This is a genomic window from Kineosporia succinea, assembly GCF_030811555.1.
GTDB lineage: Bacteria > Actinomycetota > Actinomycetes > Actinomycetales > Kineosporiaceae > Kineosporia > Kineosporia succinea.
Window position 1 is genome coordinate 1,974,342 of the sequence record NZ_JAUSQZ010000001.1, and the last position, 23,217, is coordinate 1,997,558.

The 23,217-nt window shown below is 71.0% G+C and carries 22 protein-coding genes; 13 read left to right on the top strand and 9 right to left on the bottom strand.

What is annotated here, in order from left to right:
* Positions 1-3: 3 nt before the first annotated feature.
* A complete protein-coding gene (locus tag J2S57_RS08700) occupies positions 4-1,017 on the bottom strand; it encodes a LacI family DNA-binding transcriptional regulator (protein WP_307240335.1) in 1,014 nt (337 codons plus the stop codon).
* Between the two features lie 272 nt (positions 1,018-1,289).
* Between J2S57_RS08700 and J2S57_RS08705 the strand changes: the two genes are divergently transcribed.
* Together J2S57_RS08705 and J2S57_RS08710 are read left to right on the top strand one after the other, a co-directional pair.
* Positions 1,290-2,195: an amidohydrolase family protein gene (locus J2S57_RS08705; RefSeq protein WP_307240337.1), complete on the top strand. Its 906-nt coding sequence runs from the start codon at positions 1,290-1,292 to the stop codon at positions 2,193-2,195.
* Positions 2,192-2,767, top strand: coding sequence for a cysteine dioxygenase (locus tag J2S57_RS08710; protein ID WP_307240339.1), 576 nt, complete (start codon positions 2,192-2,194; stop codon positions 2,765-2,767). Before J2S57_RS08705 ends, J2S57_RS08710 begins: the two co-directional genes overlap by 4 nt.
* A 52-nt stretch (positions 2,768-2,819) precedes the next feature.
* Here J2S57_RS08710 and J2S57_RS08715 read toward each other — a convergent pair whose 3' ends face one another.
* Positions 2,820-4,391 carry an aromatic amino acid lyase gene (locus tag J2S57_RS08715; protein WP_307251010.1) on the bottom strand — a complete coding sequence of 524 codons (1,572 nt, stop codon included), beginning with the start codon at positions 4,389-4,391 and terminating at the stop codon, positions 2,820-2,822.
* A 190-nt stretch (positions 4,392-4,581) separates the two neighbouring features.
* Here J2S57_RS08715 and J2S57_RS08720 point away from each other — a divergent pair, with 190 nt between their 5' ends.
* The 5 genes from J2S57_RS08720 (at position 4,582) to J2S57_RS08740 (ending at position 8,915) form a co-directional block, all read left to right on the top strand.
* Positions 4,582-5,340, top strand: a complete 759-nt coding sequence (locus J2S57_RS08720) for an IclR family transcriptional regulator (protein WP_307240341.1) — start codon at positions 4,582-4,584, stop codon at positions 5,338-5,340.
* A 4-nt stretch (positions 5,341-5,344) separates the two neighbouring features.
* On the top strand, positions 5,345-6,463 hold the full coding sequence (locus tag J2S57_RS08725) for an ABC transporter ATP-binding protein (RefSeq protein WP_307240342.1): 1,119 nt from the start codon (positions 5,345-5,347) through the stop codon (positions 6,461-6,463).
* Complete coding sequence (locus J2S57_RS08730) at positions 6,463-7,107, top strand: ABC transporter permease (RefSeq protein WP_370882601.1); 645 nt, start codon at positions 6,463-6,465, stop codon at positions 7,105-7,107. Before J2S57_RS08725 ends, J2S57_RS08730 begins: the two co-directional genes overlap by 1 nt.
* Positions 7,104-7,841, top strand: coding sequence for an ABC transporter permease (locus J2S57_RS08735; protein ID WP_307240346.1), 738 nt, complete (start codon positions 7,104-7,106; stop codon positions 7,839-7,841). The genes J2S57_RS08730 and J2S57_RS08735 overlap by 4 nt, the downstream gene beginning before the upstream one ends.
* A 144-nt stretch (positions 7,842-7,985) precedes the next feature.
* Positions 7,986-8,915 carry an ABC transporter substrate-binding protein gene (locus tag J2S57_RS08740; protein ID WP_307240349.1) on the top strand — a complete coding sequence of 310 codons (930 nt, stop codon included), beginning with the start codon at positions 7,986-7,988 and terminating at the stop codon, positions 8,913-8,915.
* A 66-nt stretch (positions 8,916-8,981) separates the two neighbouring features.
* On the opposite strand, the gene J2S57_RS08745 is transcribed toward J2S57_RS08740, so the two are convergent.
* Positions 8,982-9,158: a hypothetical protein gene (locus J2S57_RS08745; RefSeq protein WP_307240351.1), complete on the bottom strand. Its 177-nt coding sequence runs from the start codon at positions 9,156-9,158 to the stop codon at positions 8,982-8,984.
* 159 nt (positions 9,159-9,317) lie between these two features.
* On the opposite strand from J2S57_RS08745, the gene J2S57_RS08750 reads away from it, so the two are divergent.
* Positions 9,318-9,824, top strand: coding sequence for a hypothetical protein (locus tag J2S57_RS08750; protein ID WP_307240355.1), 507 nt, complete (start codon positions 9,318-9,320; stop codon positions 9,822-9,824).
* A gap of 5 nt (positions 9,825-9,829) precedes the next feature.
* On the opposite strand, the gene J2S57_RS08755 is transcribed toward J2S57_RS08750, so the two are convergent.
* On the bottom strand, positions 9,830-10,585 hold the full coding sequence (locus tag J2S57_RS08755) for an IclR family transcriptional regulator (protein ID WP_307240358.1): 756 nt from the start codon (positions 10,583-10,585) through the stop codon (positions 9,830-9,832).
* Positions 10,586-10,676: 91 nt separating this feature from the next.
* Between J2S57_RS08755 and hutU the strand changes: the two genes are divergently transcribed.
* From hutU to hutI, 4 genes are read left to right on the top strand one after another with little or no spacing between them, the layout of a single operon-like run.
* On the top strand, positions 10,677-12,338 hold the full coding sequence (gene hutU / locus J2S57_RS08760; RefSeq protein ID WP_370882602.1) for a urocanate hydratase: 1,662 nt from the start codon (positions 10,677-10,679) through the stop codon (positions 12,336-12,338).
* Positions 12,335-13,522 carry an allantoate amidohydrolase gene (locus J2S57_RS08765; RefSeq protein ID WP_307240363.1) on the top strand — a complete coding sequence of 396 codons (1,188 nt, stop codon included), beginning with the start codon at positions 12,335-12,337 and terminating at the stop codon, positions 13,520-13,522. Before hutU ends, J2S57_RS08765 begins: the two co-directional genes overlap by 4 nt.
* Positions 13,519-14,832, top strand: coding sequence for a formimidoylglutamate deiminase (locus tag J2S57_RS08770; RefSeq protein ID WP_307240365.1), 1,314 nt, complete (start codon positions 13,519-13,521; stop codon positions 14,830-14,832). The genes J2S57_RS08765 and J2S57_RS08770 overlap by 4 nt, the downstream gene beginning before the upstream one ends.
* Before the next feature lie 14 nt (positions 14,833-14,846).
* Positions 14,847-16,049, top strand: a complete 1,203-nt coding sequence (hutI, locus tag J2S57_RS08775; protein WP_307240367.1) for an imidazolonepropionase — start codon at positions 14,847-14,849, stop codon at positions 16,047-16,049.
* Between the two features lie 11 nt (positions 16,050-16,060).
* Here the strand turns inward: hutI and J2S57_RS08780 are convergent, their stop codons facing one another.
* The gene (locus J2S57_RS08780; RefSeq protein ID WP_307240369.1) at positions 16,061-16,606 is read right to left on the bottom strand and encodes a GNAT family N-acetyltransferase; all 546 of its coding nucleotides are present in this window, start codon (positions 16,604-16,606) and stop codon (positions 16,061-16,063) included.
* A gap of 22 nt (positions 16,607-16,628) precedes the next feature.
* Positions 16,629-17,642: a Gfo/Idh/MocA family oxidoreductase gene (locus J2S57_RS08785; RefSeq protein ID WP_307240371.1), complete on the bottom strand. Its 1,014-nt coding sequence runs from the start codon at positions 17,640-17,642 to the stop codon at positions 16,629-16,631.
* Between the two features lie 498 nt (positions 17,643-18,140).
* Here J2S57_RS08785 and J2S57_RS08790 point away from each other — a divergent pair, with 498 nt between their 5' ends.
* On the top strand, positions 18,141-20,432 hold the full coding sequence (locus J2S57_RS08790) for an ABC transporter ATP-binding protein (protein WP_307240374.1): 2,292 nt from the start codon (positions 18,141-18,143) through the stop codon (positions 20,430-20,432).
* Between the two features lie 63 nt (positions 20,433-20,495).
* Here J2S57_RS08790 and J2S57_RS08795 read toward each other — a convergent pair whose 3' ends face one another.
* The 3 genes from J2S57_RS08795 to J2S57_RS08805 form a co-directional block, all read right to left on the bottom strand.
* On the bottom strand, positions 20,496-20,765 hold the full coding sequence (locus tag J2S57_RS08795) for a hypothetical protein (RefSeq protein ID WP_307240376.1): 270 nt from the start codon (positions 20,763-20,765) through the stop codon (positions 20,496-20,498).
* Positions 20,766-20,776: 11 nt separating this feature from the next.
* Positions 20,777-21,898, bottom strand: coding sequence for an aromatic ring-hydroxylating oxygenase subunit alpha (locus J2S57_RS08800; RefSeq protein ID WP_307240378.1), 1,122 nt, complete (start codon positions 21,896-21,898; stop codon positions 20,777-20,779).
* Between the two features lie 69 nt (positions 21,899-21,967).
* On the bottom strand, positions 21,968-23,215 hold the full coding sequence (locus J2S57_RS08805; RefSeq protein ID WP_307240380.1) for an NAD(P)/FAD-dependent oxidoreductase: 1,248 nt from the start codon (positions 23,213-23,215) through the stop codon (positions 21,968-21,970).
* Between the last annotated feature and the right edge of the window lie 2 nt (positions 23,216-23,217).

The window sequence follows — 23,217 nt, forward strand, 5'->3', positions numbered from 1 at the left end:
CCCTTACGCCCGAGGCGGTGCCACGCTCCCGCGGGGCATCGGCTCGGGCGTCAGCACGGTGCGCCGCGCCACCGGCGGCTTCTTGCTGTCGATGGCCTCGACGGCGTGTTCCACCACGGCCGCCACCAGGGCGTCGATGGGCCAGCGGTAGCTCGACAGCGGCGGGGTGAGCAGCCGGCCGGCGGGCAGGTTGTCGTAGCCGACCACCGAGACGTCTTGCGGCACGGAAAGTCCCAGCTCGCGCACGGCCAGGTAGACGCCGAACGCGATCGAGTCGGCCAGGCAGAGGAAGGCCGTGGGCGGGGCCGGCGCCTCGAGCAGCTCGCGCACCACCGCCGCCGCCCGGTCGAGGTCGTGCGGGCAACTGCGCACCACCGCGGCCAGCCCCAGCTCGGGGGCCAGGCGCTGCACGATCTGCTCGGCGGGCCGGTCGGGCGTGGCCCGGTCGGTGGGAGTGAGCAGCGTGACCCGGGTGTGCCCGGCCGCCGCCAGCATCCGCAGCCCGTGACTGACCCCGGTGTCGTTGTCGAACACCACCTCGGCCGCCGCGGGCGCCCCCGGCAGGCCGTCGCCCACCGCCACCAGCACCGTGCGGTCGGCGATCTCGGCCCAGTGCGGCGCGTTCGGATCGACCGGCAGCACGATCAGGGCGTCGGCCCGCTGGTCGACCATGCGCTTGGCCAGGGTGATCTCGCGCTCGGGGTCGTTGCCGGCGTCGACCGTGACCGGGTTGCGCCCCGCCCCCAGCAGGCCCCGGCCCAGGGCCGCGGCGACCTGCTGCTGCCACCCGTCGGCCAGCGACCCGCAGAGCACACCGATCGTCTCGGTGCGCCCGGAGGCCAGGGCCCGGGCGATCGGATCGGCCTCGTAGCCGAGCCGCTTGGCCGCCTCGCGCACCCGCGCCTGGGTCTCTTCGGTGACCTGCAGACCGCGCAGGGCGTAGCTGACGGCGGCCGTCGAGAGACCGGTCTCGTCGGCGATGTCGCGCAGCGTCGGTCGGTGACGCCCCTGTGCCATGTGGTCACCGTAACGAACACCACCGACAGTTCCCCCTTGAATTGATCAAGGTGAAGCGCTTCAATAGATCGCAAGTGAAGCGCTTCACCACAGGTCAGGCCGAATCCTCGGGGATTATGGCCACCCCCCGGCCCTGAGGTGTTCACCCACGGCGAACTCGCGCGCCCCGGCACTTGCCATCGAGCGGGCGAACCGATTGAATAAGTCTATAGATTTAGTCGAGAATGCAGGTCAGGGCGGGGAGGGCCGGGATATGCGGAGAGGTGGTCAAGGTGTCGTCGCGTTCCGACGTCTCGTGCGACGTGCATCAGCACCTCTGGCCCTCCGACCTGATCACCGCCCTTCGGGCCCGCGACGAACCACCCCTGCTGCGCGGCTGGACGCTTCACCTGCCGGGCGAGCCGCCCTACGAGGTGAACCCGGCCGATCACGATGTCGCCGCCCGTCTCGACCTGCAGGGCGATGTCCGGGCTCTGGTCTCCCTGTCCAGCCCGCTCGGTCTCGAAGACCTGCCCGCGGCTGAGGCGCGTCCTCTTCTCGACACCTGGCACTCCGGAGCGGCCCAGCTCCCCGCCGGGTTCGGGGCCTGGGCCGCGGTCAGCCGGCACGAGCCCGACCGGTCCGGTCTGGCCGAGCTGCTGGCCGGTGACTTCGTCGGCCTCCAGGTGCCCGCCACCTGGCTGGCCACCCCGAAGGCGCTCGAGGTCCTCGCCCCCGTGCTGCGGGTCTGCGAGGAGGCCGACAAGCCGGTCCTCGTGCACCCCGGAGCAGTCGCCCAGCCGGCCCAGGAAGAGCTGCCCGGCTGGTGGCCCGCCGTCGTCGACTACACCGCCCAGCTCTCGGCGGCGTGGTGGTCCTGGCACCATCGGGGCCGCTCACTGCTGCCCCACCTCCGGATCGGCTTCGTCGCCGGCGCCGGGCTCGCACCGCTGCAGCACGAGCGGCTGCAGGCCCGGGGCGGGCGGATGGGCCGGCTGGATCCCGGCGTCTTCGTCGAGACCTCCAGCTACGGCCCGCAGGCCGTCGACGCGCTGGTGCGGGTGCTCGGGATCGACGCCCTGGTCCGGGGCAGCGACCGTCCGTACGCCCAGCCCGTCCCGCTCGGTTTCGGCACCGCCGCCGACCGTGCCATCGATGTCAGCAACCCGCAGCGCTTCCTGATCGGAGGTAGGCCATGACCGCCCTTCCCGACACTGGCACCTCAGCCGTGCCTGCTCTCAACGACCTTCCGCAGCGTGTCCTCACCCGGCCGGAACTGCGCGAGCTGGTCTCGTCGATCGCCGACGACCCGTCCGCCTGGCAGCAGCACGTGGCCTACGACGACGAGCACCGGCACTACGTCTGCCTGCACCGCGACGCGAACGTCGACGTCTGGGTGCTCTGCTGGACCCCGAGCAACGACACCGGCTGGCACGACCACGACGTCTCGTCCGGGGCCGTCGCGGTGGCGCACGGCGAGGTCGTCGAGCACAACCTGGTGATCGGCAGCGCGGCCCTCGAGGTCAGCGTGCCGGCCGGGCACTCGTTCAGCTTCGGTCCCGACCACATCCACCGGATGACCGGTGTGGCCGAGGGCAGCGTCTCGATCCACGCCTACTCACCGCCGCTGTGGCGCATGGGGCAGTACGCGATCAGCAACACCGGTGTGCTGCGCCGCACCTCGGTCTCCTACGCCGACGAGCTGCGCCCGGTCGACGAGCCGTTCCCGGACGACCAGGAGCGCCTGCGCGACGCCCAGATCCCGAACTGAACCAACCGGAATGGTGGACGTTCCGGTCGACTCGACCGGAACGTCCACCATTTCAGTGGTCGGGTTCGAACTGCTCGACCAGGTCGGCCAGCACCGGCAGCAGTTCCTGCGCGGTGGCCAGGTCGCCGGTGAGGTCCCGGTCGGCCGCACTCTCGCCCAGCGACGCACAGGCCTCGAGCAGTTCCGCCCACGGCGCCGTGCTTTTCGTGCCCTGCATGCGCAGAGCCCGCACCGCGGCGAGCAGTTCGCACGACAGCGCGGTGGCGTAGGCGTCACCCGCGTTCAGCAGCTGTACCGCCGAGCGGGAGGCGAAGCTGGCGTGCTCCTCGGTGCCGCGCGACAGGCTGACGGAACCCAGCGAGGCCGGTGACGCGGCCGAGCGCAGCTCCGCGAAGGCCGACGCCGCAAGGTATTCCAGCATCATCACGCCGGAGGCGCCGGGCGTGCCGTCTCCCAGGAACGGGGGCAGGCCGGTCGCGGCCGGGTCGACCAGCATCGCCAGCCGGGCCTGCAGCAGCGACGCCGACTGGGCCGCCGCGATGGCCGCACTGTCACACCCCAGCGCGACCGCGGGAATGTGAAAACCGCCGTGGTGCGCCACGACCGGCGCCGGGTCGGGGCCGAGCACGGCGGGACCGGCCAGGATCACCGGGTTCTCGGACGCGGCGTTGAGGTGCGCGCCCACCACCCGGTCGAGCTGCTGCAGCGTCTCCCACATCAGGCCGTTGACCTGGGGCAGGCAGCGCATGCCGAAAGGGTCTTGGATCCGGGCCGGATCGTCGACCGGGCCGTCCTGACCGGGCTCGGTGACCAGGCCCGTCACCACCCGGCAGACCCGGCGCGACCCGATGCCGGGCGTCACCCGGGCCACCGCCGGGCCGAACGCCTCCCAGTTCGCCCGCACCGCGACCCCGGTCAGGGTGGCGACGGCCAGGCTCGCGCGGGCCAGGGTCTGCAGGCGGGCGGCGGCGAGCGCGGCGTCGGCCAGGGTGGCGGCGTTGGAGCTGAGGAACGGCAGCGCGTCGTGGATGCCGAGCGAGATCGGGTGCAGCGGGTTGGTCAGCGGTGCCTCGCCGAGCAGGCCGAGGGCCGTGGTGGCCATGGCGGTGAGGTCGCCGGTGCCGATGCCCGCGTGCTCGCGGATCGGGGGCAGGGCGTCGGCGTTGATCATCGCCTGCAGGCCGTCGATCGCGGCCATCGAGATGCCGCTGCCGCCGGCCGCGAGCTGGTTGAGGCGCACGACCAGCATGGCGCGGATGCGGATGTCGTTGCGCACCTGACCGGCGCTGGTGGCGTGGCTGCGCAGCAGGCCGAGGGTGTAGCGGGCGCCCTCGGTGGCAGGCAGTGCCACCTCACGGTTGGCGCCGACGCCGGTGGTGCGGCCGTAGACCGGGCGCAGGCCGACCGCCGCGTTGGCGGCCTGGTGCGAGGCCTGGGCGCGCCGCCGGGCGGTCGGGGTGACCTTGACCTTCAGCGGGGCGTCGACGCGGGCCACGAGTTTGCGGGTGGTCAGGGTGCGGCCGTCGATCGTCATCGCCGGCACCCCGGACCGGCGCACCCGGGCCGGCGGGGCGGCGTCCGCGGCGGCCGCCGCCGCGGCCCGGTCGGCCGGGGTCAGATCCATCGACACGCTTCGCTCCCGATCCACCTCATGAAGTAACGGTCGGCTCAAGGCCCGTCCCTCAGAACGAGGAGACTCTACTTTCCGCTGCTCGGCAAGGTGTTTCCGTCACGTGAAAAATGAGCCTCTGCCGAGACGCAGTTCTTCTGGTGAGGTAGAAAAGGTCATCCACCGATCGAGAGGGGCGCCGCAGATGCCCGGCAAGCCCCCCGCCAGCCCTTCGTCGACCCGCTCGGTCGAGCGGGCCCTCGCCCTGCTCGCCGCCGTCTGCACCGGGGGCCCTCGGGGTGCCGACACCCTGGTCGAGCTGTCCCGGCTCGTCGGCCTCCCGGTCAGCACCACCCTGAGGCTGCTGCGCACGCTCGAGCGCGACCAGTTCGTCACCCGGTCGGAGGGAGCCGGCTACCGGCCCGGCCCGCGGATGATGCAGCTGGGTGCCCGCGCCCTCTCGCACGAGCACCTGGTTCCGCTCAGCGGGCCGGCGCTGAACGAGCTGGTCGCGGCCACCGGCGAGTCGGCCTACCTGAGCGTGCCGGGTCCCGGCACCACCGCGCTGTACCTGGCCATGGCCCCGGGCACTCACTCGGTGCGGCACGCCGGATGGGTCGGCCGGGCCTTCCCGCTGGCCGGGAGCGCGGCCGGATCGGTGCTGCTGGGCCGCACCCCGGAGCGGGGCTGGACCAGCATCGCCTCCGGCATCGAGCCCGACGTCACCGCGGTCGCGGCCCCGGTCACCGGGCCGGGCGGCGTGGTGGCGGCGCTCAGCATCGTCGGCCCCACCTACCGCCTGGACGGATCGGCGATCGGCCGTTTCGGTCCTCTCCTCACCCGTCTCGCCACCCAGCTGGGCCTTCAGCTGGGCGCCGGTCCCGACGTCCCTCATTCGAACGCAACCACTGCTGAACCCGCAGGCCCCGCTGACCCGGACACACAGCACCGAGAGCAGAGATGAGCGCATGATCAAGTTTGATTCCGTGGTGAAGAAGTACCCGGACGGAACCGTGGCGGTGAACGGGCTCGACCTCGTCGCCCCGTCGGGCAAGATCACCGTGTTCGTCGGCCCCTCGGGCTGCGGCAAGACCACCTCGCTGCGCATGATCAACCGGATGATCGAGCCCACCTCGGGCACGATCTGGCTGGACGACCAGGACACCGGCAAGGTCGACGCGAGCACACTGCGCCGCGGCATCGGCTACGTGATCCAGCACGCCGGGCTGTTCCCGCACCGCACGATCGTCGACAACATCGCCACCGTGCCGCTGCTGATGGGCTGGGACAAGAAGAAGGCCCGCGCCCGCTCGCTGGAGCTGATGGAGCGGGTCGGCCTCGATCCGAACTTCGCGAAGCGTTACCCCGCACAGCTTTCCGGCGGTCAGCAGCAGCGCGTCGGGGTGGCCCGGGCGCTGGCCGCCGACCCGCCGGTGATGCTGATGGACGAGCCGTTCAGCGCCGTCGACCCGGTGGTGCGGGCCGAGCTGCAGGACGAGTTCCTGCGCCTGCAGTCGGAACTGGGCAAGACGATCATCTTCGTCACGCACGACATCGACGAGGCGGTGAAGCTCGGCGACCAGGTCGCGGTGCTGCGCGTGGGTGGGGTGCTGGCCCAGCTGGCCACCCCCGCCGAACTGCTCACCGACCCGGTGGACGACTTCGTGGCCGGCTTCGTCGGGCGCGACCGTGGTTACCGCGCACTGGGTTTCGAGACCGGTTCACTGTCTCCCGAGCCGGAGCAGACGATCAGGATGGGGGACGACGCGGTGGCCGCCGGGCGCGCCGCCCGGGACGGGTGGGTGCTGGCGGTGGACGACGCCCGCCGCCCCCTGGGCTGGGTCCGGGTGGCGGCGCTCTCGTCCGGAAAGGCCGTGGCCTCCGACCTTCTGCACCGCGGCGGCACGCTGGCCCCGGTGAGCGGCTCACTGCGGGGTGCGCTCGACGCGGCGCTCTCCTCCCCCTCGGGCCGCGGCGTACTGGTGGACGAAGCCGGTGCTCTGGTGGGCACGGTCACGGCGAGCGAGGTGGTCACGCGCATCGAGGCACAGCTGGCCGGGCGCCGGGAGGCGGTGAGCGGCGGGTGATCAACTACCTCAAGAACAACCCGGACAACGTCGCGCAGTGGTTCTTCGCGCACCTGTGGCTCTCGGTGCTGCCGGTGGTCGTCGGGCTGGTCGTGGCGCTGCCGATCGGCTGGATCGCCAGCCGGTACAAGTGGAGCTACCCGCCCATCACCAACCTGGCCGGGCTGCTCTACACGATCCCGTCACTGGCGCTGTTCATCATCATGCCGTCCATCCTCGGCACGAAGATCCTCTCGCCCGTCAACATGGTCGTGGCCCTGTCGGTCTACAGCGTGGCCCTGCTGGTGCGCGTGGTCGCCGACGGCCTGAACTCGGTGGCCCCGGACGTCCGGGCCGCCGCCACCGCGATGGGCTTCACCGGCTTCAGCCGCTTCCTCAAGGTCGACCTGCCGATCGCGGTGCCGGTCATCACCGCCGGGCTGCGCGTGGCCACGGTGTCGAACGTCAGCCTGGTCTCGATCGGCGCGCTGATCGGCGTGCCCCAGCTGGGTTCGCTCTTCACCACGGGCTTCGGCCGCTACATCCCCGGCATCGTGCTGCTCGGCGTCATCCTCTGTCTGCTCCTGGCCCTGGTGCTGGACGGGCTCATCCTTCTGGGCAGCCGCATGCTGACCCCCTGGCAGCGGGCGGTGGCCAAGCGATGATCGGGAACGTCTTCGACTGGCTGGCCGACGGCAGCCACTGGTCCGGTGAGGACGGCATCACCAACCGGCTGATCGAGCACCTCCAGTACTCGTTCGGCGCGCTGGTGTTCGTGCTGATCATCGGCATCCCGCTGGGGCTCTTCATCGGGCACACCGGCAAGGGCGCGGTCGCCATCGCGGGTTCCGCGAACGCCCTGCGCGCCCTGCCCACGTTCGGCCTGCTGGTGTACGTCGTCATCCAGTTCTCCGGCGACCTGCCCGCCGACTGGGCCTACCTCGGCCCGTCGCTGTTCGTGCTGGTGGTCCTCGGGGTGCCGGCCGTGCTGTCCAACACCTACGCCGGCGTGCAGAACGTCGACCCGGCCGCCCGCGACGCGGCCCGGGGCATGGGCATGACCGGCTGGCAGGTGCTCTGGCGGGTCGAGGTGCCCAACGCGCTGCCGCTGATCCTGTCCGGCGTGCGCAGCTCGATGCTCCAGATCATCGCCACCGCCACGGTCGCGGCCTACGTCACCCTGGGTGGTCTGGGCCGGTTCATGATCGACGGGCTCTCCCAGCAGGACTACGCGCAGATGGCCGGCGGGGCGATCCTCGTGGCCGTGCTCGCGGTCGCGCTCGACCTGGTGATGGCCGTGGCCCAGCGCTACGTGGTGTCGCGTGGCATCACCGGCCGCTACGCCCGGCCCGCACCCAACGCCGACGTCGTGGCGGCGGAGTCCCGCCTCGAGGTTTGACCTGATTGTTCACGGTCTGGGCCGACTCGGGACCAAAGACGTTGCCGAGTTGAGACCCGCCCGCCGAAGTAGTGCCTCAAGACTGTCAGTGGCAGGCGACATGCTGTCAGCTGAGGTCCCACACACCCCAACAGGAGTGCACTGATGAATCGACGCAGGATGGCCTTCGCCACTGCCCTGGTCTCCACCGCTGCCCTGGCGCTGACCGCGTGCGGTGGCGGGAGCGACCCGCTCGACAGCTCCAGCGACGCCGACAGCGGCGGCTCCTCCTCGTCGGAGTCGATCATCGTCGGCTCGGCGAACTTCCCGGAGAACGAGCTGCTGGCCGAGATCTACGCCGGCGCACTCGAGGCCAAGGGTGTGAAGGTCTCGAAGAAGCTCAACATCGGCTCGCGCGAGGCCTACATCCCCGGCCTCGAAGACGGCTCGATCGACCTGCTGCCGGAGTACTCGGGCAACCTGCTCTCGTACCTCGACGACAAGGCCACCGCGGTGAGCTCCGAAGACGTCTTCGCCGCCCTGCCCGAGGCGCTGCCCGAGGGCCTGACGGTTCTCGACCAGTCCACCGCCGAGGACAAGGACGTCGTGACGGTCACCAAGGAGACCGCCGACAAGTACAGCCTGAAGTCGATCGGCGACATGAAGGGCAAGGACCTCGTCCTCGGCGGCCCGCCGGAGTGGAAGACCCGCCCCACCGGCGTCCCGGGCTTCGAGAAGAACTACGGCGTCACCTTCAAGGAGTACAAGGTGCTCGACGTGGGCGGCCCGCTCACCGTCAACGCCCTGAAGAACGGCCAGGTCGACGCGGCCGACCTGTTCAGCACCGACCCGAACATCATCGCCAACGGCTGGGTCATGCTCGAAGACCCGGAGAACCAGTTCGCGGCCCAGAACGTGCTCCCGATCATCAACGAGGAGAAGGCCTCGGACACGGTGAAGGGCGCGCTCAACGCCGTTTCCGGCGTGCTGACCACCGAGAACCTCTCCGAGATGATGGAGAAGGTCACGCTCGAGCAGCAGGAGCCGGCCGACGTGGCCAAGGAGTTCCTGGAGACGAACAAGCTCTCCTCCTGATCACCCCGGTGACGTGAGAAGTGCCCGCCCCCGATCCCCGGGTGGCGGGCACTTCTCATGCCGGGCTCAGCGCGAGCGGGCCTCGGACACGGCCTTCTTCGGCGGCTTCTCGGGGAACTCGTACGTGGTCAGGTTGATGCGCGTGGCGAAACCGGCGTCGGACAGCCGCTTCAGCACCACCGGGCAGCTCTTGCACCGGGGTTTGTCCTTGCAGCACTTCTTCTTCGCCTTCTTCACGCCCATACTGCTGAGATTAGGTGAGGCTGACCTAAGTTCCAAGCGTCAAGAGTGCTGGACATTTCTGTCGCCTCGTGCAGGCCAATGCCGCACTTGATCGTCCGAGCGTGATTTCCTGTTCGACCGTGCCGCAGCGCACACGTTCGACCGGCAGGATGGGCGGTTATGCAGCAGGTACGAGCCTTGTTCGAGCAGCAGGACGTTCTGGCGACCCTGGTCGTGATCCTGCTGGTCGTGGTGATCGCGATGATGTCGCCCCGGATCCGCGACCGGGTGTCCGGCCTCGGCCTGGCCTTCGTCGTGCTGATCGCCGTGGTGCTGGCCGTCACCGTGCCACCGCCCGGCGGCTGGGGCGCCCTGGCCGACGCCGAGCCGAGCATGAAGGTGCTCTCGGCCTGCTTCACGCCGCACACCTGGTTCACCATGCAGGGCCTGAAATACGTCAACGTGCTGCTGTTCGTGCTGCCCGCGCTGGTGCTCACCGTGATGACCCGCCGGCCGGTGCTGAGCACGCTGTCGCTGTCGGCGCTGGCCGCCGGGATCGAGGCCTGGCAGGCGTTCTCGAACACCCGGCCCTGCACCGGGGCGGACTGGATCGGGGGCACGCTGGGCGTGGTCATCGGCGTGATCATGGGGATCACGGTGATCAACCGGACGCTGGAACCGGCCTGACGTCCTCAGGCCCGGCCGCCGTGCAACCGCCGTTCCAGGGCTGAGGCGGCCGCCCGGATCGACGCGACCAGACGCGACCTCGCGTCGTCCGTCATCGTGTCGCTCGAGAAGGTGACCGCCACCGCCGCCGCCGGGTGCCCGGTGTGGTCGAGCACCGCGACCGCCACCGACGAAAACCCGGCCGTGACCTCGTCCACCTCCTCGGCGAACCCGGCCCCGCGCACCCCCGCCAGCACCCGCCGCAGCTCGGGCAGGCTCTGCGGGCCGTCCGGGCCGAACGCCTCGCGGGTCGGGAACAGCGCCCGTACCTGGGCCGCGGGCAGCGCCGCGAGCATCGCGCGACCGCTGGCCGTGCGCTCACTCGGCAGCCGCACCCCCACGTCGGTGACCAGCGGCGGACGTCCGGGGGCGCGCTCCTCGATCAGGTAGAGCACCTCCCGGCCGTGCAGCACCCCCAGATGGGCGGTGTGGCCCACCGCGTCCACCAGCCGCGAGAGCACCAGCCGGGACAGACGCTGCAACGGCTCCTGGCGGGTGTACGCGGAGCCGATCTCGAACGCCGCGACCCCCAGCCCGTACCGCTGCTCCTCGGGCAGGTGGGTCACGAACCCCTGCTCGGTCATGGCCTCGAGCAGGTGGTAGACGGTGCTGCGGGGCAGGCCGAGCTCACGGGCCAGCGCCCCGGCGGGCAGCGGGCCGGGAGCCCGGGCCAGCAGCCGCAGGATCGCGAGGGCCCGGGTCGCGGCCGGAGGTTTCGTCACGTCACCAGTGTCTCGGATTCGAGACAGCATCACCGTGGCGGTCCTGTCACCGGCGCCCGAACGGCGCTGCAATAGACCCATGACCTCCTCGATTTCCGGGCCGCGTCCGGTTAAGGCGCCCACCGGCACCACCCTGACCGCCCGCAGCTGGCAGACCGAGGCCCCGCTGCGGATGCTGCAGAACAACCTGGACCCCGACGTCGCCGAGCGCCCCGACGACCTGGTCGTCTACGGCGGCACCGGCCGCGCGGCCCGGGACTGGAACAGCTACGACGCGATGATCCGCACGCTGACCACGCTGCGCGAGGACGAGACCATGCTCGTCCAGTCGGGCAAGCCGGTCGGCGTCATGCGCACCCACGAGTGGGCGCCGCGCGTGCTGATCGCCAACTCCAACCTGGTCGGCGACTGGTCCAACTGGCCCGAGTTCCGCCGCCTGGAGAAGCTCGGCCTGACCATGTACGGCCAGATGACGGCCGGTTCGTGGATCTACATCGGCACCCAGGGCATCCTGCAGGGCACCTACGAGACGTTCGCCGCCGTCGCCGCCAAGCGCTTCAACGGAACGCTGGCCGGCACCCTCACGCTGACCGGCGGCGCCGGTGGCATGGGCGGCGCGCAGCCGCTGTCGGTGACGCTGAACGACGGTGTCTGCCTGATCGTGGACGTCGACCCGACCCGTCTCAAGCGGCGCGTCGAGACCCGCTACCTCGACGAGATCGCCACCGACATGGACGACGCGATCGAGCGGGTCGTCGCCGCCAAGGCCGCTCGTAAGCCGTTGTCCGTCGGTCTCGTCGGCAACTGCGCCACCGTCTTCCCGGAGCTGCTGCGCCGCGGGGTGCCGATCGACATCGTCACCGACCAGACCTCGGCGCACGACCCGCTGTCGTACCTGCCCGAGGGCGTCGAGCTCGGCGACTGGCACGACTACGCCGCCGCCAAGCCCGAGGAGTTCACCGACCGGGCCCGCGCGGCGATGGCCAAGCACGTCGAGGCGATGGTCGGGTTCATGGACGCCGGCGCCGAGGTGTTCGACTACGGCAACTCGATCCGTGACGAGGCCCGGCAGGGCGGCTACCAGCGGGCTTTCGAGTTCCCGGGCTTCGTGCCGGCCTACATCCGGCCGCTGTTCAGCGAGGGCAAGGGGCCGTTCCGCTGGGCGGCGCTGTCCGGAGACCCCAAGGACATCGCGGTCACCGACAAGGCCGTGCTCGACCTGTTCCCGGAGAACGAGCACCTGCACCGCTGGATCAAGGCGGCCGGCGAGAAGGTCGCGTTCCAGGGCCTGCCCGCGCGGATCTGCTGGCTCGGCTACGGCGAGCGGGACAAGGCCGGTCTGCGCTTCAACGAGCTCGTGGCCTCCGGCGAGATCAGCGCCCCGCTGGTGATCGGCCGTGACCACCTGGACTCCGGCTCGGTGGCCTCGCCGTACCGCGAGACCGAGGCGATGCTCGACGGTTCCGACGCGATCGCCGACTGGCCGCTGCTCAACGCCATGATTAACACCGCGTCCGGCGCCACCTGGGTCTCGCTGCACCACGGCGGCGGCGTGGGCATCGGGCGCTCCCTGCACGCCGGTCAGGTCACGGTGGCCGACGGCACCGCGCTGGCCGCTCAGAAGCTCGAGCGGGTGCTCACGAACGACCCGGGCATGGGTGTGATCCGGCACGTGGACGCGGGTTACGACATCGCCGACCGGGTCGCCGCCGAGCGCGGCGTCCGGGTGCCGATGCGCGAGGGTGAGGCGTGAGTTTCGCACGTCGCTGGGCCGAGCTGGACCCTGTCGGACGCGCCGCGTCCGGTGGGTACCGGCGGTTCGCCTGGACCCGGGAGGACGCCACCCTGCGGGAGTGGTTCGCTTCTGAGGTCGGCGCGCTCGGGCTCGACCTCACGCTCGACCGGGCCGGCAACCAGTGGGCCTGGTGGGGTGACCCGGACGCCGCGCCGGGCATCGTCACCGGCAGCCATCTGGACTCGGTGCCGGACGGCGGCGCGTTCGACGGGCCGCTCGGGGTGGTCAGTGCTCTGACGGCCGTGGAAGCCTTGCAGGCCAGCGGTTTCCGGCCGTCGAAGCCGATCGGCGTGGTCAACTTCGGCGACGAGGAGGGCGCCCGGTTCGGGGTCGCCTGCGCCGGGTCGCGGTTGATCACCGGCGCCATGACGCCCGCCCGGGCGGCGGCGCTCCGCGACGCCGACGGAACGTCGATCCACGAGGCCATGTCCAGGGCGGGCCTTGACCCGGAGCACCTCGGACGGGACGAGGAGACCCTGCGCCGGATCGGGGCCTTCGTCGAGCTGCACGTGGAGCAGGGCAAGGCGCTGGCCACGGACGAGTACGACGCGGCGGTCGGCGTCGGCACCGCGATCTGGCCGCACGGGCGCTGGCGCTTCGACTTCGCCGGGCAGGCCAACCACGCCGGAACGACCCGGCTGGTCGACCGCGACGACCCGATGCTGTCGTACGCGTCCACCGTGACCGCGGCCCGTTCGATCGCCGCTTCTCACGAGGCGGTGGCCACCTTCGGCAAGCTGCTCGTGGAACCCAACGGGGTCAACGCCATTCCGTCGCTGGTGCGGGCCTGGCTGGACTCGCGGGCGCCGTCCGAGGACAGCGTCCGGGGCACGCTGGACGATCTGGTCAGACACGCAGAGCAGCTGGGTGCCAGCGTCACCGAAGAATCCTGGACGGGCAACACGGCCTTCGATGTTCCGCTGGCGCAGCGGTTGAGCGAGATTCTGGGCGGTGCACCGCTTCTGGGCACCGGCGCGGGTCACGACGCGGGCATCCTGGCCACGGCGGGCGTCACCACCGGCATGCTGTTCGTGCGCAACCCCACCGGTATCTCGCACTCCCCGGCCGAGTTCGCCCCCGAGGCGGACTGCCTGGCGGGCGTCGAGGCCCTCACCACCGTGCTGCGAGAGCTGGCCGCATGACCGCCTACTGGGCACCGCACGCCTGGCTGCCCTCCGGGGTCGCCGACGACGTGCGGATCTCGGTCTCCGACGGCCGGATCACGGCCGTCGGGACCGGGGTCCCGGCGTCGGGGGACGACGTGAGGCTGCCGGGTGTCGTCCTGCCCGGCCTGGCGAACGCGCACTCTCACGCCTTCCACCGGGCACTGCGCGGGCGCACCCACGCCGACGGCGGGTCGTTCTGGACCTGGCGCACGGTGATGTACGACGTGGCGCGCCGTCTCGACCCGGACTCGTACCTGGCTCTGGCCCGGGCGGTCTACGCGGAGATGGCGCTGGCCGGGGTCACCACGGTCGGCGAGTTCCACTACGTGCACCACAATCCCGACGGCACGGCCTACGACGACCCGAACGCGATGGGCGAGGCCCTGCGTCAGGCGGCGGTGGACGCGGGCATCCGGATCACGTTGCTCGACACCTGTTATCTGACCGGCGGTCTCACGGCCGACGGCTACACCCCGCTGAACGAGGTTCAGCGGCGTTTCGGCGACGGGGACGCGGACGCCTGGGCCGCGCGGGTCGCGGACCTGAAACCGTCGGCGAACCTGCGGGTCGGCGCGGCCATCCACTCGGTGCGAGCGGTGCCGGCCGACCAGCTGGGCACGGTGGCCAGTTTCTCACCGGAAAGCCCTCTGCATGTGCACCTCTCGGAGCAGCCCGCGGAGAACGAGGCCTGCCTCGCCCTGCACCACAAGACGCCCACCGCGCTCCTGAAGGACGCGGGCGTTCTGTCGGGACGCACGTCCCTCGTTCACGCCACCCATCTGACCGACACCGACATCACCGACCTGAGCGGCACTTTCGCCTGCTTCTGCCCCACCACCGAACGCGACCTGGCCGACGGCATCGGCCCGGCCCGGGCCCTCGCCGACGCCGGGGCCACGCTCACCCTGGGCAGCGACCAGCACGCGGTGATCGACCTGTTCGAGGAGGCGCGCGGGCTGGAGATGCACGAGCGGCTCTCGACGCGGCAGCGCGGGCGCTTCTCCCCCGCCGAGCTGCTCCAGGCCCTCACCGGCGACGGGCACCGCAGCCTGGGCTGGGACGAACTGGGCCGCCTGGAACCGGGGGCCCCGGCCGACCTGGTCGCGGTGCGGCTCGACTCGGTGCGCACCGCCGGAACCCAGCCTTCGCAGGCTGTCTACAGTGCGACGGCGACCGACGTCGACACCGTTGTGGTGGGCGGTGAGATGGTGGTCAGCGAGGGCCGGCACCGACTCGGCGACGTCGGCGCACTCCTGCGCAGCGCTATCGACAACCTCTCGAACTGAAGGGAATTACCCCCGTGAGTCACCTGGTCACCGGAATCGGCCAGCTCGTCACCAACGACCCCGCGGTCGGTGACGGTTCGGCGCTGGGTCTGCTCGACGACGCCGCGGTCGTGCTGGAGAACGAGAGGATCGCCTGGGTGGGACCTTCCGCGCAGGCTCCGGCGACCGACTCGACGACCGACCTCGAAGGTCGCGCGGTCGTACCCGGTTTCGTCGACTCGCACTCGCACTTGGTGTTCGCCGGCGACCGCGCGGGTGAGTTCGCGGCCCGGATGACCGGCGAGCCGTACACCGGCGGGGGCATCGCGACCACGATGGCCGCCACCCGGGCCGCCTCCGACGAAGACCTGCTGGCGCACGTGCGCGGCCTGGTGGCCGAAATGCGTTCGCAGGGAACCACGACGGTCGAGATCAAGGGCGGCTACGGGCTCGACGTCGAGCAGGAGGTGCGGGCCCTGCGCATCGCCGCCCAGGTGACCAGTGAGGTGACCTATCTCGGTGCGCACGTCGTCCCCCCTTCGATGCGTGACCGCCGTGACGACTACGTGGCCCTGGTGGCCGGCGAGATGCTCGAGGCCTGCCGTCCCTACGCGCGCTGGGCCGACGTGTTCTGCGAGCCCGCGAGCGCCTACGCGTTCGACGGCGACGAGACCCGCACGATCCTGAAGGCCTGTGCCGAAGCGGGTCTCGCGCTGCGGGTGCACGGCAACCAGCTCTCCGAGGGGCCGGGGGCGCGGATCGCGGCGGAGTTCGACGCGGCGAGCGTCGACCACTGCACCCACCTCACTGAGGACGACGTGGCCGCCCTGGGCGCGGCCGGTCGCCTCGTGGACGTGGAGAACCCGGTCACCGGAACGGTTTCCACGTTGCTGCCGGGTGTCGAGTTCTCCACCCGCTCGCCCTACCCGGACGCCCAGCGACTGCTCGACGCCGGGGCCGTGGTGGCGCTGGCCAGTGACTGCAACCCGGGCAGCTGCTTCACCTCGTCGATGCCGCTGGTGATCGCGCTGGCCGTGCGGGAGATGAACATGAGCCCGGCGCAGGCACTCTGGGCCGCGACGCTCGGCGGGGCCCTGGCCCTGCGGCGCAGCGACGTGGGCCGGATCCGGGTGGGTGCCCGGGCCGACCTGACCGTGCTGAACGCTCCGTCGTACCTGCACCTGGCCTACCGGCCGGGGGTGCCGCTGGCCCGGGCGTTCGAGGTCCCGGCCTCCTAGGCTCTGGGCCCTCAGCCGTAGTAGTCCGGGTTGATCTTCTGGAACAGGATCGAGTCGGACCAGGCGCCGTTGATGTAGAGGAAGTCCGGGGCCAGGCCGATGCGCTCGAACCCGGTCTTGGCCAGCACCCGCTGCGAGCGCACGTTGCTGACCATCGTGCTGGCGGCGATGCGGTGCAGGTTGAAGCTGTCGAAGGCGATCTTCAGCATGCCGGTGACGGCGGCCGTGGCCACCCCGCGGCCGCCGTGCGACTCGGCCACCCAGTAGCCGACGTCACCGGACTGCAGGGCGCCGCGCACGATGTTGTTGATGTTGATGCGCCCGACCAGCTCGCCCCGCACGAGGATGACGCAGGGCAGCAGCACGCCGCCCGCGTAGAGCAGCAGCGCGTCGTCGATCAGGCGGCTCTGACCGAGCGTGGTGAAGTACGACTCGTCGCGGATCGGTTCCCACGGCTGCAGAAAGGCGCGGTTCGCCGAGACCGCCCGGGCGAGCGGCTCGGCGTCTTCCTCGCGCAGGATCCGTACCGTGACTCCGGGGTTGTCGGGTGAGCTCACGGAGGTCAGGGTACGGCTCTGGTCAGAGCGTTACGACCTGCCCGGTCGCGGCGCTGGTGCGGGCCGCGTCGAGAACCTCGGTGGAGGCGACGGCGTCGCGCGGGTCGACCGGCACGGGGCCCTCTCCGCGCACGGCGGCGGCGAAGGCCGGGTAGTAGGTGTCCCAGCTGCCCCGTTCGGTGGGCACGGCGGTCGGCTCGTCGGCGCGGTAGAGCCTGCCCCAGTCCGACTCCGGCTCCACGCCCCAGGCGTCACCGGCGGTCTGGGGGTTGAGGCCCTGCAGCAGCTGGTGCTCCTGGCCCTCCATGGGCTTCTCGAGCACGAACGAGCCGGAAGAACCCGTGACCCGGTAGCGCGGACCGGGAGCTCCCTCGAGCCAGCTGCCGATGAGGTGCGAGCTGACGCCGTTGACGTGCTTGATCGCGACGAAGAAGTCGAGTTCGCCGTTCTGCTCGGCGTACACCGAGGCCGCCGGGCCGAACAGGTAGAGGGCCTGGTCGACCAGGTGACTGCCGAAGTCGTGCAGGATGCCACCGCCGGCCGCCGGGGGCCTGGTGGTCGGCTCGAAGCGCTCGAACCGGGACTGGAACCGGTGCACGCTGCCGAGTTCACCCGTCTCGACCAGCTTCTTGACCGTGAGCAGGTCGGAGTCCCAGCGGCGGTTCTGGTAGACGGAGAGCTTCACGCCCGCCTTCTCCGCGGCCTCCACCGCGCCCAGCGCGTCTTCTCTCTTGAGCGCGAAGGGCTTGTCGGAGACCACCGAGAGCCCCAGCTCGATCGCCTCGTGCACCAGGGGGATGTGGGTGTCGGCCGGGGTCGAGATCGCGACCGCCTGCGCACCCGCCGCCTTGAGGTCGGCCAGCGAGGCGAACGTGGGGACGCCCGGGTAGAGCTCCGCCACCTCCGCCTGCCGCTCGGGAGACTTCGTCACCACACCGGCGAACTCCACGCCCGGCGCGGAGGCGATCAGCGGGGCGTGGAAGTACTTCCCGCCGAATCCGAAACCGGCCAGGCCAATCTTCACGTCGTCCGTCACTCCTTGATCGTAGGCACACCTGCCCGCGGGCGGCGGTTCGGCCCTGGGTGAACAGCGAAAGATCAGTGCTTGAGGACGCGTTGAGCACCCGTGCGGGAGGGGCACCTCCGGCGCGAAATTGTCGGGGGTGCCCGGTACGGTCGTCGGGACGGCCGGGATTCGGTGGGTCGGTCAGGTTTCACGGTTCGTGGGTTCCACGGGTTCGTGGGCTCCACGGGTTCGCGGGTTCGCGGGTTTCCACGGGTTCGCGGGTTTCCACGGCATCTGGGCAGGACGGGAGGGGCGACGTTGAGCGAGCGGACGGCAAGGACGGGTGCGACGGCGCCCGGTGACTCCGGTTCCCCCGGGGGGCCGGACGGCCCGAGTGGTTCCGGCGGCCCCGACGGCTCTGGTCGGGCTGGTGGATCCGGTGGTCCTCGTGCTGCCGGTTCCGGTGCTGGTTCCGGTGCGCCGGGGATGCGGGGGCACGGGCACGCGGGGCGGCATCCGGGAGCCACCGTGTCCGAGGCGGCCGCGGGGCTGAAGGCCGCGGCGGCCGACCGCGCGCTGCTGCGACGGGTGGTGGCACTGTTCCGTCCCTACCGGCGGCGGGTCACCTATGTGGCGCTGCTGATCCTGGTCACGGCCGGGCTCGGGGTGGCGAATCCGCTGCTGATCCGCGAGATCTTCGACAAGGCGCTGTTCGTCAGCGGTGGGCCCGACCTGCCGTTGCTGTTCACGCTGAGCGCGATCATGGTCGCGGTGCCGGCGGCGTCGAGCGCCCTCGGGGTGGTGCAGGCCTACCAGACCAATTTCGTCGGCCAGCAGATCATGCGTGACCTGCGCGGAAAGCTGTTCAGCCACCTGCAGAGCCTGTCGCTGCGGTTCTTCACGGGCACGCGCACGGGCGAGATCCAGAGCCGGCTCCAGAACGACGTGGGCGGCCTGCAGACCGTCATCACCGACACCGCCAGCACTCTGCTGAGCAACAGCGTCATCCTGATCTCCACGCTGATCGCGATGTTCGTACTGAGCTGGCAGCTCACGCTGCTGTCGCTGGTCATGCTGCCGCTGTTCGTCTGGCTCACCGGCCGGGTGGGGCGCATCCGCCGTGACATCACCGGCCGCACCCAGACGGCCCTGGCCGAGATGAGCGCGATCACCCAGGAGTCGCTGTCGGTCTCCGGGGTCCTGCTGTCCAAGGTGTTCGGCCGGCAGGACCGCGACGCCGACCGCTACCACCGCCAGAACGAGAAGCTCGCCGACCTGCAGGTGCGGCAGCAGATCGTGGGCCGGGCGTTCTTCGCGGTGGTCTCCACGTTCTTCTCGATCACGCCGGTGCTGGTGTATCTGGTGGCCGGGCTGCAGCTGTCCAACGGCAGTGGGCCGAGCGCGGGCACGATCATCGCCTTCACCACGCTGCAGTCGCGGCTGTTCATGCCGATCGGCCAGGTGCTGCAGACCAGCACCGAGGTGTCGAGCAGCCTGGCCCTGTTCTCGCGGGTGTTCGGCTACCTCGACCTGCGGGCGGAGATCGTCGAGCCGGAACGTCCGGTGCGCCTCGACCCCGTCGACGTGAAGGGCGAGATCCAACTCGACGACGTGTGGTTCAGCTACATCGAAGACGAGCCCGTTTCCCCCTCGCCCGCCATCCCGCACGACGACGCCAGCTCCCTCGGCAACGCCGCCTCGCACAACGGCGCCACCCCGCACGGCCGCACGACTTCCCCCAGCAGCGCTGCCTCCCCCAGCAGCGCTGCCTCCCACGACCACGCTGTCTCCCACGACCACGCTGTCTCCCACGACCACGCTGCCTCCCACGACCGCGCCACTTCTCACGACCGCGCTGCCTCCCACGACCCCGCCACTTCTCACGACCACGCTGCCTCCCACGACCGCGTTACTTCTCACAACGGCGCCACCTCCCACAACGGCGCCACCTCGCTCGACCGCGCCACCTCTGGGGGCCCGGGCGACCCGATGTTCCCCATCGAGACCGCCACGGTGCCCTCCTCCCCCGACGGCGCCGTGACCGACACCTCCGGCACCCGGCGCTGGGCCCTGCGCGGGCTCGACCTCACGGTGCTGCCGGGGCAACTCGCGGCGGTGGTCGGGGCCAGCGGAGCGGGCAAGACCACGCTGAGCTACCTGATCCCACGGTTGTACGACGTCACTTCGGGCGCGGTACGGCTCGACGGCCACGACGTACGCACGCTGTCGCTCGACTCGCTGGCCGGGGCGATCGGCATGGTCACCCAGGAGACGTACCTCTTCCACGCCACGGTGCGCGACAACCTGGCCTATGCCCGTCCCGAGGCCACCGACGACGAGATCGAGGCCGCGGCCCGGGCCGCGTTCATCCACGACCGCATCCTCGAACTGGAACACGGCTACGACACGGTGGTGGGTGAGCGGGGATACCGGCTGTCCGGGGGCGAGAAACAGCGGCTGGCCATTGCCCGGGTCCTGCTGAAAGACCCTCGCGTGCTCCTGCTCGACGAGGCCACCAGCGCCCTCGACACGGTCAGCGAGCGCCGGGTGCAGGCCGCCCTCGAACCCCTGATGGCGGGCCGCACCACGATCGCGATCGCGCACCGGCTGAGCACGATCCGCTCGGCCGACGTCATCTTCGTGATGGACGCCGGCCGCGTCGTCGAGAAGGGCAGCCACGAAACCCTTCTCGAGCTCGGTGGGGCCTACGCCGCACTGTACGAGCAGCAGTACGGCGGCGGCCTGGTCGAGGCCCGCACCGCCGACGGGTTCCAGCTCACCGACGGAAGGGTTCTGGGCACGGGCGACTCCGCGGTTTAAGCAGACGGCAGACACGCGCCCCGACGTGGCAGTTCCGACACACCACCGACGCACCACCGATGTTCAGCACACGGGCGGCCGGAAGCAGACGGCCGGGGACCGGCGCCCGGAAACAAGCAGCCAGAAGCAGACGACCGGCGACCAGCGCCCGGAAACAAGCAGCCAGAAGCAGACGACCGGCGACCAGCGCCCGGAAACAAGCAGCCAGAAGCAGACGACCGGCGACCAGCGCCCGGAAACAAGCAGCCAGAAGCAGACGACCGGCGACCAGCGCCCGGAAACAAGCAGCCGGGGACGGACAGCCGGAAACCGGCGCGAGAGCGCGACCGCCATCCCGCAGCAGGTCAACCGGCGAGGCGCTCCTGCACCCACTCGTGGAACTCCGAGATGTGGTGCTCGCTCGGCACCAGCACCCCGCCGGCCCGGTACGCGCGCGACGACATGCCCGGCTGCGTGACCTCGCAGGCCTCGAAGTCCTGGCGGTTCACCCGGTCGAAAAGCTCCACCGAGCGGGTGAGGTCGGCCCCCGACTCGACCACGCCCGGCAGGTAGAGCCAGTCGCACTCGACGATCGTGCGGTCGACGGCGATCGGGAACATCCGGTGGAAGATGACGTGGTCGGGCACCAGATTGATGAAGACCTGGGGGCGCACGGTGATGGCGTAGTAGCGGCGGTCGTGGTCTTCGTCGACGCCCGGAATGCGTTCGTGGCCGCCGGAGCCGTCGATGGTGAAGGCCGAGGCGTCTTCCCGGAACTCGGCGCCGTGCCCCACGAACGCCTGGGCCGCGTAGCCCCCGGCGAACTCGGGCAGCATCTCGGTGAGCTCGGGGTGGATCGTGGCGCAGTGGTAGCACTCCATGAAGTTCTCGATGATGAGCTTCCAGTTGGCCTTCACGTCGTAGGTGATGCGACGGCCGACGGACAGGTCGTCCACCTGCCAGCCCCCGATCAGCCCTTCACCGCCGAGCCTCTCGTCGGCGGCGGCGATCACGTCGGTCTCGAACGACGGGGGCTCGTCGGCCAGGCAGACCCAGGCGTAGCCCAGCCACTCGCGCAGGGCCACCTCGATCAGGCCGTACTCGCCGCGGTCGATGTCCTGCATCTTGGTCAGGTTCGGGGCGGCCACGAGCTTGCCGTCGAGGCCGTAGGTCCAGGCGTGGTACATGCACTGGATGTTGCGGCGCAGCGCCCCGGACTCCTCCGAGCACAGCCGGGCCCCACGGTGACGGCAGACATTGAGGAAGGCCCTCAGCTTCTGGTCGCGCCCCCGCACGACCAGCACGTTCTCGCGGCCGACCTGCTTGGTGACGAACGCTCCGGCGCCGGCGAGCTCGGCGGACCGCGCGACCGCGAACCACATCCGCTCGAAGATCTTCTCCTGCTCCAGCGCGAAGACGGCGGGATCGGCGTAGATGTTGCCGGGCAGCGTCGCCACGAGGCTCGGTGGCAGACTGACACTGGTCATGTCGACTCCTGTCGAGGGATCCGCGCAGCCCGAAAACCGCTGCCGGTCAGAAGAACAGAGCAGAACCGGTCAGGCGAGACGCTTCGCCAGCTCTCGCCGCCACCGGCCGAACACCTTGGGCTGACCGACGCCGAACACGCCGACCGGCTCCCCGTCACGGCGGTAGACGACGGTGAACGCCTCGCCGTCGAGATCGCCGTCCACCACCTCCACCGCATCGCCAGGCTGATGGTGCCCGGCGAACTGGAAATGCTTGCCGTACTGCTCCGACCAGACGTACGGCACCCGCATCGCCGGGGCGACGGCCGGGGCCGGCACACCGATCAGCGCCGCCACCGCCTGGGCCGGATGTTGCGCCGCATGGGTCCAATGCTCCTGCCGCATGATCTTTCCCGCGAAGGGATGGTGCATGGCCGTGCAGTCGCCGGTGGCCACGACCCCGTCCAGCGAGGTGCGGCCGGCCTCGTCCGTGAGCACACCCCCGTCGAGCTCCAGGCCCGACCCACCCAGCCACTCGACATTCGGTTCCGAACCGATGCCGACGACCACCACGTCCGCAAGCAGTGAACGCCCGTCGGCCAGCGAGACCGACCCGACCCGACCGGGTGAGCCCTCGCCGAGCGCCGAAACCCCCACCCCGGCGAGCACCCCGACGCCGTGCGAGGCGTGCAGCCGGCTCAGGGCCGCCCCCGCCTCGGCCCCCAAGGGCCCCGCCAGCAGCACCGGCGCCACCTCGACCAGCGTCACGTCGACCCCGAGAGTGACTGCCGTGGAGGCAATCTCGGCCCCGATGAACCCGCCGCCCACGATCACCAGCCGGGCTCCGGGCACCAGCTCGGCCTTCAGCGCCAGCGCATCGTCGAGAGTGCGCAGAGTGTGCACCCCGTCGAGCTTCACCCCCGGCAGCGAGCGTGCGCGTGCTCCGGTCGCGATCACCACGCCGTCGGCCCGCACACTGTCACCGCCCTCGAGCTCGACCAGCCAGCCCGGACCCGCGCCGTCGGCCCGCAACCCGACCGCCCGCCGCCCCAGCTGCCAGTCCAGATCCAGCCCGGCGTCGGTGGGCAGCCCGAGCGCGATCTTCGACGGGTCCCACTCCCCGGCCAGGAACGCCTTCGACAGCGGCGGCCGGTCGTAGGGCTCGTGCTTCTCGTCTCCGATCAGCACGATCCGGCCGGTGAACCCCAGCTCACGCAGGGCCCGCGCCGAGGACAGACCGGCCAGGCCGGTTCCGACCACGGCAACCACCGCCGGCGAGGGGTGCTCGGTTGTCATCGCTTTCCGCTCCACGGCCGAGGACGAATCAGGACTGCTCACGC